The sequence below is a fragment of the Shewanella saliphila genome (assembly GCF_014648295.1).
Classification (GTDB): domain Bacteria; phylum Pseudomonadota; class Gammaproteobacteria; order Enterobacterales; family Shewanellaceae; genus Shewanella; species Shewanella saliphila.
The window spans coordinates 1-12,718 of sequence record NZ_BMQV01000008.1 but is presented as its reverse complement, the minus strand read 5'-3'; the positions used below and the strand labels follow the sequence as shown (position 1 = coordinate 12,718).

General features: G+C 42.8%; 11 protein-coding genes. 8 read left to right on the top strand and 3 right to left on the bottom strand.

Annotation, left to right across the window (positions count from 1 at the left end):
• Nucleotides 1-41: 41 nt before the first annotated feature.
• The gene (locus tag IEY48_RS05860) at nt 42-2,438 is read left to right on the top strand and encodes a zinc-dependent metalloprotease (RefSeq protein WP_188918243.1); all 2,397 of its coding nucleotides are present in this window, start codon (nt 42-44) and stop codon (nt 2,436-2,438) included.
• Between the two features lie 61 nt (nt 2,439-2,499).
• Here IEY48_RS05860 and IEY48_RS05855 read toward each other — a convergent pair whose 3' ends face one another.
• The gene (locus tag IEY48_RS05855; RefSeq protein ID WP_188918241.1) at nt 2,500-4,326 is read right to left on the bottom strand and encodes a protein kinase domain-containing protein; all 1,827 of its coding nucleotides are present in this window, start codon (nt 4,324-4,326) and stop codon (nt 2,500-2,502) included.
• A 172-nt stretch (nt 4,327-4,498) separates the two neighbouring features.
• Here IEY48_RS05855 and IEY48_RS05850 point away from each other — a divergent pair, with 172 nt between their 5' ends.
• Nucleotides 4,499-4,846, top strand: coding sequence for a hypothetical protein (locus IEY48_RS05850; RefSeq protein WP_188918240.1), 348 nt, complete (start codon nt 4,499-4,501; stop codon nt 4,844-4,846).
• Nucleotides 4,847-4,913: 67 nt separating this feature from the next.
• Nucleotides 4,914-5,573, top strand: coding sequence for a thiopurine S-methyltransferase (locus IEY48_RS05845; RefSeq protein ID WP_188918238.1), 660 nt, complete (start codon nt 4,914-4,916; stop codon nt 5,571-5,573).
• A 69-nt stretch (nt 5,574-5,642) separates the two neighbouring features.
• Here the strand turns inward: IEY48_RS05845 and IEY48_RS05840 are convergent, their stop codons facing one another.
• Nucleotides 5,643-5,900 carry a hypothetical protein gene (locus IEY48_RS05840; RefSeq protein WP_188918236.1) on the bottom strand — a complete coding sequence of 86 codons (258 nt, stop codon included), beginning with the start codon at nt 5,898-5,900 and terminating at the stop codon, nt 5,643-5,645.
• 811 nt (nt 5,901-6,711) lie between these two features.
• Here IEY48_RS05840 and IEY48_RS05835 point away from each other — a divergent pair.
• Both IEY48_RS05835 and udp read left to right on the top strand, forming a co-directional pair.
• On the top strand, nt 6,712-7,887 hold the full coding sequence (locus IEY48_RS05835; protein ID WP_188918234.1) for a type III PLP-dependent enzyme: 1,176 nt from the start codon (nt 6,712-6,714) through the stop codon (nt 7,885-7,887).
• Between the two features lie 314 nt (nt 7,888-8,201).
• Nucleotides 8,202-8,957 (top strand): uridine phosphorylase, encoded by a 756-nt coding sequence (udp, locus tag IEY48_RS05830; protein ID WP_188918232.1) that lies wholly within the window; start codon nt 8,202-8,204, stop codon nt 8,955-8,957.
• Between the two features lie 76 nt (nt 8,958-9,033).
• Here the strand turns inward: udp and IEY48_RS05825 are convergent, their stop codons facing one another.
• The gene (locus tag IEY48_RS05825; RefSeq protein WP_188918230.1) at nt 9,034-9,786 is read right to left on the bottom strand and encodes an outer membrane protein OmpK; all 753 of its coding nucleotides are present in this window, start codon (nt 9,784-9,786) and stop codon (nt 9,034-9,036) included.
• A 374-nt stretch (nt 9,787-10,160) separates the two neighbouring features.
• Between IEY48_RS05825 and IEY48_RS05820 the strand changes: the two genes are divergently transcribed.
• The 3 genes from IEY48_RS05820 to IEY48_RS05810 are packed head-to-tail and all read left to right on the top strand — an operon-like array spanning nt 10,161 to nt 12,555.
• Nucleotides 10,161-10,622 carry an NfeD family protein gene (locus IEY48_RS05820; RefSeq protein ID WP_188918228.1) on the top strand — a complete coding sequence of 154 codons (462 nt, stop codon included), beginning with the start codon at nt 10,161-10,163 and terminating at the stop codon, nt 10,620-10,622.
• Nucleotides 10,623-10,672: 50 nt separating this feature from the next.
• Nucleotides 10,673-11,602 (top strand): SPFH domain-containing protein, encoded by a 930-nt coding sequence (locus IEY48_RS05815; protein WP_188918226.1) that lies wholly within the window; start codon nt 10,673-10,675, stop codon nt 11,600-11,602.
• Complete coding sequence (locus tag IEY48_RS05810; protein WP_188918224.1) at nt 11,602-12,555, top strand: SPFH domain-containing protein; 954 nt, start codon at nt 11,602-11,604, stop codon at nt 12,553-12,555. The genes IEY48_RS05815 and IEY48_RS05810 overlap by 1 nt, the downstream gene beginning before the upstream one ends.
• Nucleotides 12,556-12,718 lie beyond the last annotated feature (163 nt).

Genomic DNA, 12,718 nt, shown 5'->3' with positions numbered 1-12,718 from the left:
ATATTAATGAAAGCAGGATAAACACGACAGGGAGATAATTTATGATCCGCCGCAGTATTCCATTGGCACTTTTGCTGGCTATCGCGCCAGCAACATTCCTTTCAGACGTTGCGGTTGCCGCTAGCGATCCAGCGCAAAAAATTATCAAGCAGGCACAAACCGCCGAAGGTTTTATTAACCTGTTTTATGATGCCAAAGCGGGTCAGTTGTATCTTGAGGCCAACAAACTCAATCAGCCTTTTTTAATGCTTACCAGCTTACCCCATGGTGTGGGTTCTAATGATATTGGGTTAGACCGAGGCCAATTAGGACGGACACGCATGGTGCAGTTTGAGCAACATGGGCCTTATTTAATCCTCAAACAGCTTAATACCGATTATCGTGCCTCAAGCGATAATTTTGCTGAACAACAAGCCGTTACTCAAGCCTTTGCTGAGTCCATTTTATGGCGCGGCAAGTTAGTTGAAGGCAAAAAAGCCATCGTAGCCATTAATGACCTAGTGATTAATGATTTACACGGTGTTGCCGACGTGCTTGAAGCCAGAAAACAAGGCCAATATCATTTAGATCCAGAGCGCTCAGTTATTTTACCTGAAGGGATTAAATCGTTTGAGCGCAATGCCGATGTCGACGTTAATTTAACCTTTAACACCAGCAAGGCAGGCAAACAGGTTGCCGAAGTGACTCCCGATGCAAAGTTTTTATCTGTGCGTTTACGTTATTCATTTGTGCAACTTCCAGATGAGGGGTTTGAACCTCGTAACTATCACCCAATGAGCGGTTATCTGTCGGATCAATATATCGATTATTCTGCCGCAGTTGACCAACCTCACGTACAACGTCACTTACGTAAACACCGTTTACAAAAAGTCACCCCTGGAGATGCACCTAGCCAAGTTGTTGAACCGATTGTGTACTACGTCGACCCAGGCGTACCTGAGCCTATCCGTGGTGCGTTATTAGCGGGAGCACGTTGGTGGCAAGATGCATTTACTGCAGCTGGTTTTATTGATGGTTTTAAAGTGGAATTATTGCCAGAAGGCGCAGATCCGCAAGATGTGCGTTATAACATGATCCAATGGGTGCATCGTGCAACTCGGGGCTGGTCATATGGCGCAGCTGTGACCGATCCTCGCACTGGAGAAATCATTAAAGGCAATGTGACGCTAGGCAGCTTACGAGTGCGCCAAGATCATCTTATAGCCCGAGGATTAACCGCAGGTTGGCCTGACCGTCAAGCCGCCAGTGAGGCCGCAATGGCATTATCGCTGGCTCGCATTCGGCAGCTGGCAGCACATGAGATTGGCCACACGCTTGGCTTAGATCATAACTTTGCCGCATCAACCAATAGCAACGCTTCTGTAATGGATTATCCTCATCCTTACGCCAGCATTGAAGGTGACCAGATTGATATTAGCCAGCCTTACCGTGAAGGCATTGGCGAATGGGACAAATACACCATTGCCTATGGTTATGGCTCGCCTTCCCAAATGGACAGTTTATTAGCATCCACTTTAGAGAGTGGTTTTCGTTATATTGGCGAGGCAGACTCGCGTCAAGCAAGTGCAAGCCATGCTTACGCAAGTTTATGGGATAGAGGTAACGATGCCGTTGCTGAATTACAGCGCCTAGAAACCGTGCGTCTTAAAGCCATTACTGAGTTTAATTCAGATGCGTTATTGGCCGGTGATCCTAAAGGGGAGCTTGCTGATGTATTTGTGCCTATTTATTTACTGACGCGTTATCAAATAGAAGCCGCAGCAAAATGGATTGGTGGTGCTGATTATAGCTATCAACAAGTGGGCTCAGGAGTGCGTTGGAGTTATGTACCTCCTAAAATGCAACTTGCCGCTTTAGATACACTGCTTAACAGCTTGCAAAGCCGTAGTTTGGTTATCCCCACCAACGTGGTGCAGGCGTTGGTGCCCAAAGCTGGTAATTACCGCAAAACCCGCGAAAGCTTTGGCTCAAACCTTGGCGTGGTGAGCGACCCGGCCACCATGGCCGAAATGTTAAGTCGCCATATTGTCAGTGTAATATTAACGCCCGAGCGTCTAAATCGTGTTAATCAGGCTTATATGGAAGATAGCACGCAGCTGTCGGTGGTTAAACTTATCGATAAACTTGCGGCGGCCAGTTTATATCAAGATTTGCCTAATGGTTCTGAGCTGGCAATCCAAATGCGTGTCAATACTGTGGTGGTTGATGCCATGTTAGCGGCATATCATGATGAAAAGACTGCCCCTGAAGTCAAAGCCCAGTTAGTCGCCCGTTTTGACTATATTGTGAAACAGTTAAAACGACGCAGTAACCGCGGTAGTGACTATCAATCAGCCCATTACGACTGGCTATACAAAGGCATTGTCAAAGGCTTAGAGCAGCCAGAGTTTACCTTGATTAGCAAGCCTGTGGCCATGCCACCGGGGTCGCCGATTTAGTCTGTAGCGATAGTCTTAAGTTAAAAATAGAGATAAAACGCGATCCTAATGGTCGCGTTTTTTATGGTTGTGATTGCTGGTGTTGATCAAAGGCTTTGGGGTTTTTAGGGTAAAAGCGATCGGCTTTGCGATCTAAATGGCTAAATTGACGGGTATTTCGATAAGGTAGCTTCATAAAGCCTGCAATGCCGTGTCCCTGAATCTTATTCACATGGGCAATAATTCGGTCTAGGCATGCACGAAACGCCGCTTGTTTTCGTGGGTTTAATAGTCGTAAATAACTGTGAATTTTTAGATGGTTAGGCAGTGCTTCAAAAATAATACAACCCGTGTGGTGAATTTGGTTAAGGCCGGCCAATTCGGTCATAATCTCCGGCGGTAATTCGAGGTTTTCTTCAGGATCTTTACCATCTTCAAAATATGAATGAAGCCTAGATTTATCTTCTAAGGTTGGCACATCGCCGACTTCAAATGGTAACTGTAACTCCCCGGTGATGGTGTATTCATGTTCGGTACTTTTCCGCTCTAAATGCAAGGTGTCTTTGGCGTTAAAAAAACAGGCTTTAAATACCCCAATGCGTTTAATTCCCCGAGCCATTGTCACCATGTTATTCACCGCTAGGGTTAATGGTGCTTTACAATCTGGGTCGTAAAAGGCCAGGTTTGAGTCGATAAACACCCCGGTTTCTTGCCAGTGGATCACCAGGCCGCCCACAATTGGGTATTGTGCCAGCCGACTGAGTGCGGCAATAAAGCCCTTTTCGGTATCTGCCATGCCCACCATAAAGTTGCGATAATACTTTTCGAGTTGTACGTCGTCCATTTTGGCAACAGGGTCTTGGCTATTGTGCTCTTTTAAAAATGATTTACGTGAGCTGTAACTGACTGTCTCAACTGTTTTTGAACGAGGTTGCGCCCACAGTGGTATGTCGGGAACCAATGGCGGTTCAGGTAAAATAGGCAGATGCATGCGATAGCTGTGACGAAAGCTTGTTAAAAAGTAGTCTCCAGCCAGTTTACGCAGCGCTTCGTCATCGCCCAGCATTGCATCCAGAGTTTTGGCAAGTTCGATGGGTAAACCTATGCTGGTGGCCGGAATCACTTTAGTGCCAAAACGACTGATTTGCCCTGAGGCTAATGCATATAAGGTTGCAGCGGCACCTTGCTCGTCAAACCTTGGGGTTGATAATGCGCCACTGAGTTGTTCTTCACCAATAAAATACACATCGCCCATGCGTGCATTGGTGTGTTGTTGGTCGCTGGATAACAATGACATGACATTATCATCTACCGCACGGTTATGTTCATCGCGCTGGGCAAAAACTGCCGAGCCCCAATCGATTAACGACAGTTTGTCTGTTTCGATGTCATACACTAAATTTGATGGCTTAATATCGCCGTGTACCAGCGGTTTGCCTTTGCGTAAATAATACAAAATATTGGCTAATTGCCTTGCAATGCTCACCACCATCACCGGCGGTAATGCGCCTATACGCAGGCAGATTTTATCTAAATCTTCACCGTGCGCTCGCTCCATAACGAGAATACCTTGCTTGCCGACACGCTCAAACTTGATGGCGCTGGGCACATTGGGGTGTTTAACCTGGCTGAGCATATAGGCTTCTTCTTCGAGTCTATCTTGAACACTTTGCGGTAAGTTAACTCGTGAAAACTTAAACACATGAGACTGACCGTATTCGTTAATGCCGGCAAATACAAACCCATAAGCCCCTTTACCAATAAATTCGATTTGCTGATATCCCAGCTTACTGAGCTGCTGCTTACACAAGCGAACCCACGCTTTATGCTTGCGCGCATCATTGGCACTCAGTAAGTAAATAGACTGCTCTTCGTTAATGTAAAAGTGCTGTAGCTCTGGTGTTTGCAAGGTAACCCCTTTTTAATTATCTCTCCATTAAACCTTGATTACCCCTCGTGCGGCAAGTGCTTCCTATCTAAAAAAATACGATATGTAAACCTTGACCTACGTCAAATCAAAATCAATCAACACTCGGTAGTATTAACAATAAGATCACTTAACGCTTTTAGCAGAGGTTGCTATGCCTAATATTGATAAAGCACAACTTATTCCGCTATTTCATTTTCCGCGCTCTCGAATTTTACAATCGATGGAAGTGACTCATTGCCCTCATGCTGTGTTTTTTAATCACAGTGATGAAGAATGCATTACCTGCCATCAAGGTGAAGAGTGCCTATGGATTAATCATAATGATGAAATGGTCGCATTAGAAATGAAATCTGTTGAAGAGCTTAAACAGCAATTGTTGATAGCCGTAGATTTTATTGATTCTAATTTGAGCCCTCATCATATGTCGCGCCGTAAATGTCAGTGTGAAAATTGCCGCTGGTTAAGACAAGTGCAATCGACCTTGGATGGCAAAGCATAAGTTGCATCTGTTTTTTTTAGTCTTTAAAGTAGCCTGCAATATTGGTTAATAGACTAAAGAGAGCATCATGGAACCGAGCTTTTGGCATCAAAAATGGCAATTACAACAAATTGGTTTTCATCAACAACAGGTGAACCCATTTCTTGTTAAATACTGGCCAGGTTTGGCAATAGCAGAAACCAGCAATGTGTTTGTACCATTGTGCGGTAAATCGCTAGACATGTGTTATTTGGCTGAACTACGCCATGGCGTATTGGGTTGTGAATTAAATCCATTAGCGGTTGAGCAGTTTTTTAACGAAAACGACTTACCTTGCCAGGTCGAGCAAATCGCAGAACATAATGTTTTTTGTGCAGACGAAGTGAGAGTTTATCAAGGCGATATTTTTACATTACCAGAATCGTTAACCACTGATATTGGTGGTTTTTATGATCGCGCCGCATTGATTGCATGGCCAGAAGCGATGCGCCAACAATATGCGGTTGCCTTAGCAAGACTGATCCCCGCGAATGTGAGTGGTTTGCTGATTACTCTAGACTACCCACAAGATACCTTAAAGGGCCCCCCGTTTGCTGTCAGCCCAGATTGGGTTGAAACTCATTTAGCCCCTTATTTTACCGTCGAATTACTCGAGTGTACCGATGTGCTTGCCGACAATCCTCGCTTTGTTAATAAGCAGGTGCCTTGGTTAAATGAAGCGGTATATAAGCTGACGCGTAAAGCGTAACGATGACAAACAGCAAGACACAAAAAAACCTACGATAAATTACGTAGGTTTTTTATTTGTTGCAACTGCTTAGTGGTATTCGCGCAGGGTGATTTTGGGGCGAAGGTCTACTTCACCATCAGCATAAATCGCAGCGATATCATCTTGTTGACTAATCACGGCTACAGGCCCTGTGAGCATGTTGCGAACAAACAGTAGGCGATATCCAAATCGATGCAAATCATACAATGCGAGTTTTTGATCTGCTGTCGTTAAATCCCAGTGTTCATCATTTTTTAGTACTTCCTTGTTACGACGATCGTTTATCTGGTATGCGACCTGAGTCATAATCCTTTTCACCTAAGTTATCTGGATTGCTGAAAATTGTAGCTAAGCTATTTACCTCATTAGATTTTAGCTTAACGAGCCCAAGGTTGAGGATTTACAAAAGTTAATTTATAAATTCACAAAAGCTACTATAGCAATAAAACTTTCGAATGATAGTTTTTTAAGCTCTTTTTGCATAAAAAATCGCACTTTTTGCTAAAAATATGCTTAATCTCTCATAAGTAATGATATTTTTAGAGGTTTTAAGCATTTATGCTTCAGATCCTGCTAAATGCTAATTTCAACGATTGAGGTTGCAAATGCATTTAGCCGATCGGCTTTTTGAGCGGTTAAATATTCTATTTTAAGTATTTTTCCATTGAGTATATAACCTACCACTGAGTTTGAGCGTTGCCGTTTTATTACAGTAAACGAAGTTCTCACCTCATCAAACTTCAATGAAACAAAATCAATTGATCGACCTCCGTGTCTAGACTATTTAAGGTGTTAATGACTCACACTCTTGCTGGTGGCTATGCCGCTAAAGTGGCTGATGGGTAAACGGCTAAGAGTGATATGGCAAAACACAGCGAGTTTTAGGCTCTTTTTATTGAACAACGTCTATACTTTTAACGTGATTTAACCCTGTATACAAATTACACAAGGGTTAAATAGGTCATTGAGTTTTAATGATATTTATTTAGGAATAAAAAAGTGTAATTTTTGCATAAAAATTCGTTGCGTATTGGGTGAAAATATCGTTTACTGCGCATGTTTTTACAAACCCCAAAACGCACTATATATTGCCCAACTAACAGGAGGCACTGGCCTAATGAGCCAATTTCAATCGATTGATGTTGCAGATTATTATGACAAGGACACGTTTGACCGCATTGAGGCATTTGCTAAAGATAAGCCAACGCCATTTGTAGTTATTGACACCCAAATCATTGCGAAACAATACGATGACATGGTTAAGAATTTTCCTTTTGCAAACGTTTATTATGCGGTTAAGGCAAATCCGGCCAAAGAGATTTTGACTTTGCTGCGTGACAAAGGCTCGAACTTTGATATCGCATCAATCTATGAACTTGAAATGGTGACTTCTATTGGCGTATCAACCGATCGCGTCAGTTACGGTAACACCATTAAAAAGCGCGTTGATGTACGATCTTTTTATGAGCAAGGGGTACGCATGTTTGCTTCTGACTCAGAAGCCGATTTACGTATGATTGCTGAAGAAGCTCCGGGTGCAAAAGTGTATGTGCGTATTTTAACTGAAGGCACACACACGGCAGATTGGCCTTTATCACGTAAGTTTGGTTGCCAAAATGAAATGGCTTACGACTTACTGGTATTGGCAAAAGAGCTTGGCTTACAGCCACATGGTATTTCGTTCCATGTCGGTTCACAGCAGCGTGATATTGGCGCGTGGGACTCAGCCATTGGTAAAGTAAAAAGTATTTATGACCGTTTAAAAGAAGAACACGGCATAGTACTGAAGATGATCAACTTAGGTGGTGGTTTTCCTGCCAACTACATGGATAAAACCAATGAGCTTGGTGTTTATGCACAACAAATCAAGCACTTTTTAGAAGAAGATTTTGGTGATGAATTACCAGAAATTATTCTCGAACCTGGGCGTTCATTAATTTCTAATGCCGGAGTATTGGTGTCTGAGGTGGTGTTGATTTCGCGTAAATCACATACCGCACTCGAGCGTTGGGTATTTACCGATGTTGGTAAGTTTTCAGGGTTAATTGAAACCATGGACGAAGCAATTAAATTTCCTATCTATACCGATCGTAAAGGTGAGTTAGATAAGTGTGTTATTGCCGGTCCAACCTGTGACAGTGCTGACATTATGTATGAGCATTACAGCTATGGTTTACCAACCGATTTAGCCATTGGCGATCGCATGTATTGGTTAACCGCTGGAGCTTATACCACCACTTATTCTGCAGTGTGTTTTAATGGCTTCCCACCGTTAAAAGACTATTATCTGTAATCAGATTATATTGAGTCAAAAAGGACGCTTAGCGTCCTTTTTTGTTTTTCGGTTTTAGCAAGTTGGCGTTAACTTGATGTAAATCACGTTAATGCTTTTTAAAATAGATAAATCGTTTGTTGTTTTTAGCGGCTTTCAACTATGCTCAAGTACATGTATTTGGTGGGAATTGGTCATATATTGGTAATATTTTAACGAAACAATATTAACTATTATGAATTTATATGTGATCAAGTTAACCTTATCCCCCTAAAGACTAGGTTAAAGTCTGGGTTATAAGAATTTAATATTCAAAAATGAAAGGGGTTTTCAAAATGTCCGATGTATTTCACTTAGGATTAACCAAAAAAATGTTAGATGGTGCAACCTTGGCAATCGTTCCTGGTGATCCAGAACGTGTTAAGCGTATTGCAGAGCTAATGGACAACGCAACGTTCCTTGCTAGCCATCGTGAATACACTAGTTACTTAGCTTACATCGATGGTAAGCCAGTGGTTGTGTGTTCAACTGGTATTGGTGGTCCTTCAACCTCTATCGCAGTAGAAGAGTTAGCACAGCTGGGTGTGACAACTTTCTTACGTGTTGGTACTACAGGCGCAATTCAACCGCATGTTAATGTTGGTGATGTGATTGTGACTCAAGCGTCAGTCCGTTTAGATGGTGCTAGCTTGCATTTTGCTCCACTTGAGTTTCCTGCAGCAGCAAACTTTGATTGTACAACTGCGATGGTTGCAGCTTGTCGTGACGCAGGTTTAGAACCACATATCGGTATTACCGCATCTTCTGATACTTTCTATCCTGGTCAGGAGCGTTATGACACGGTATCTGGCCGTGTGACTCAGCGCTATGTCGGTTCGATGAAAGAGTGGCAGTCAATGGGCGTACTGAACTATGAAATGGAATCAGCAACGTTATTCACTATGTGTGCAACTCAAGGTTGGCGCGCAGCATGTGTTGCGGGTGTAATTGTAAACCGTACACAGCAAGAGATTCCTGATGAAGCCACAATGAAGAAAACCGAAGTGAGTGCGGTATCTATTGTTGTTGCAGCAGCGAAAAAACTACTTTAATAACCTTTGTTGGTGTTATCGTAAATCAATAAAAAAAGGTGCCTCGGCACCTTTTTTGTTGGTTCATTTTTGCTAACTAGAAATGATATTGAGCAATAATTGAGTAAGTATTTTGGTCAACACCATTAACACCGTACTTGCTCTGCCAGTAATCGTATTCAAAACCTACCAGTAACTTATTTTGTTTGTGCTCGCCAAATAAGCTTTTGCCTAAATCGTATTTAATCTGTGGATTAAAGTGCAGGTTTTCATCGTAGCCGTTGTTGTCGGCAATAAATACCCAATCAATATAACCGTCAATAATAATATTGGCATTGCCGATAGGCATGTCGATTCTAAAGACAGGGGTAAACTGCCAACCATCGCTGATGTTGCCATTGCTAATTGCATCACGACGATAAGTGTTCAGTTGTAAGTAACTGAAAAATGGAATGTCAAAATCTACACCGACACCGTACAGCATGCTTTCTACAGGGCCATCACCGTGCTCGTAAGTTAAGGCAACAGACATATCCTTAATTGCACCAAACTCAACTGGCTGACCAAGTATTTTACTGGCGCTAAAACGCGGTGAAATTTCACCATAATGGCTGTTATCGTCACCACCGTTATTGCCATTAAAGTTAATAAAATCATGAAAAATAAATCCATCACCGTAAGTCCAACCGCCGGCAACCTCTAATGTGATGGTGGTTTGTCTGTCTGATGGTGCCAAGTCATAGTCATCACCGTGTAATACGGTCGCACTGGCATCCCACCATTGGATTACATCATTGGCTAAAACGGTCGGTGAGACCATTAATGCAGCTAAAAAGCAGATTTTTTTCATTTTAAGTCCGGTTTATAAGTCAGTTGTTATGCATCTGTATGGCAAATTTTACATCAATCAAGAACTAAATTTAGCGGGTATTATTCTCAATTGTGCACAATGAGGCGCAATATATTCAAAATTGATAATGAGCACAATAAAAACAATGATAAATCGTGAAGTTTCAGCGTTTTGTGTGCCGAAAAGTCTCTTTTGAAATTCTACTTATCATGATGTGATATCAAACCTTGGGATAACTGATTGATACTGTTATGTTATCGAATAATGATAGCCATTTACATTATATACAATGATTATTTGACATAATATGTCGCAATAATAAAAACCAGCTGATATAGTGAATACAAGGCATGCTCATTTTATGAGGAGGATTTATGGAGCTTTCTAATCCGATTGCGGTTTGGCTCGTGCTAGGGCTGTTATTAATGCTGTCGGAAATTATTGTTCCGGGAGGCATCGTCATTTTACTTGGCGCCGCCTGTGTAATTGTTGCTTCAGCGTTAGCGCTTGGGATCATCGAAGGGTTTGTGCAAAGCATGACGCTTTGGTTTATGGCTTCAATGGTGTTGTTACTGAGCTTTAGGCATGTCACGCAGCGCTTGGTTGGCGGTGATGCTCATGTCGCTAATACCGATGAAGAAGTCGATTTATACAATCAAGTCGCCACCGTAAAAGAAGCCATTGGCCCTGGGCAGCAAACAGGCAGAATCCATTGTTTAGGGTCTGATTGGGTCGCTTTGGGTGATGGAACAGAAATTAAAGTCGGTGCTAAAGTGAGAATTATATGCCGCGATAACATCGGTTTTGTGGTTGAGCCCATTATCGACTCAATATAGGTTTACAGGGTTTAGGGAAGCGTAAACCACATTTTAATAAAGGAGTGAGTATGTTTGTGTTAACCATCGCGTTTTTATTCATTTTGTTCATTTTATACAAGTTGATGCTCATCGTGCCTATGCGCGAAGTGCATGTAATTGAACGTTTAGGTAAGTTTCGCACCGTATTAGAGCCCGGGTTTCACTTTTTAGTGCCGTTTGTTGATCGGGTGGCTTATCGTCATGATACCCGTGAAGAGGTATTAGATGTGCCACCTCAAAGCTGTATTTCAAAAGACAATACCCAGCTTGAAGTTGATGGCCTGGTTTACCTCAAAGTCATGGACGGTAAGCTTGCCAGTTATGGGATTGAAAACTATCGCCGCGCGGCTGTTAACTTGGCGCAAACCACGATGCGTTCAGAAATCGGTAAGCTGACGTTGTCGCAAACTTTCTCTGAGCGAGACAGTTTGAATGAATCGATTGTACGCGAAATCGATAAGGCCTCGGACCCGTGGGGGATTAAAGTCTTACGCTACGAGATTAAAAACATTACCCCTTCACGTCATGTTATTCATACTCTTGAAAAGCAAATGGAAGCAGAGCGTAGCAAACGTGCCGAAATCACCCTAGCTAACGCTGAAAAAGCCGCGATGATTAATATGTCGCAAGGTGAGCGTCAAGAAGCCATTAATTTATCTGAGGGGCAAAAACAGCGACGCATCAATGAAGCACTTGGTACCGGACAAGAAATTTCAATTGTCGCCAATGCAAAAGCAGAAGGCATGGAGATGATTTGTAAGGCATTAGCCATCAACGGCGGTAATGACGCGATGAACATGTTGCTTAAAGAGCAATTTATTGGTCAAGTGGGCAAGATTTTAACTGAGGCCCAAGTGTCGGTGGTGCCGGCTGAAATGGCCAAGCTTGAAGGTTTTTTTGAAGGCATGGAACAAGTGACTCACGCGGTAAGCAGTCCATCAGCAAAAGGAGCGCGCTAATGTCAATTAATGGAATAGATACTGACTTTGCAGTCATGATTATTTGGGGCGTAATTTTTGCTATTTTTGTGCTTAAGTTGTTTCAATCAATTCGCCTTGTACCGACCAAGTCGGCTTATATTGTTGAACGTTTAGGTAAATACCACAGCACCTTAGACGCGGGCTTTCATGCACTTATCCCATTTATTGATAAAGTGGCCTATATTCACGATTTAAAGGAAGAAACCATCGACGTACCACCACAAGAATGTTTTTCAAGTGATGAGGTTAACGTTGAAGTTGATGGGGTGATTTATATTTCGGTTACCGATCCGGTTAAAGCCAGTTATGGTATTACCGACTACCGTTATGCAGCGATTCAGTTGGCTCAAACCACGACGCGCTCGGTTATCGGTACCTTAGATTTAGACCGTACTTTTGAAGAGCGTGATTTAATTTCAGCCAAAGTCGTAGAAGTGCTCGATGAAGCTGGCTCTATGTGGGGCATGAGAGTGCACCGTTATGAAATTAAAAATATTACCCCGCCAGAAACGGTAAAAAACGCCATGGAAATGCAGGTGAATGCAGAGCGTGAACGCCGAGCATTACTCGCTAAGAGCGAAGGTGACAAGCAAAGTAAAATCAATCGCTCTGAAGGTGTGATGGCAGAAACCATTAACCGCTCAGAAGGTGAAATGCAGCGTCGTATTAATGAAGCAGAAGGTAAGGCGCAAGAGATTTTAACCTTGGCAAAAGCCACCTCTGAGTCGATTGAGCGTTTAGCCGTGGTGATTTCAGCTGAAGGTGGCCAAAGTGCACTGCGTATGCAGCTTGGCGAGCAATATATGCGTCAGCTTGATGGCTTAAGTAAAAAAGACAGCCGTATTGTGTTGCCAGGTAACCTGGTCAACTTTGAATACTGGATGGACAGTATTGGGCTAAAAGACGATAAAAAACAAACTGCTAAAAAGTAAATCAATAGCACATCAAATGGGTCAGCATTGCTGGCCCATTTTTTTGTTTGCCCAGCGAAGCTGGCAAACCCGTCAGGTTGAAAGAAACCTGAATCACCCCGACTGAGGGGAAGATAATCCGAATGGCAAGGGCGTTGCTGGCCAACGGCAGGGTCTGAAGGAA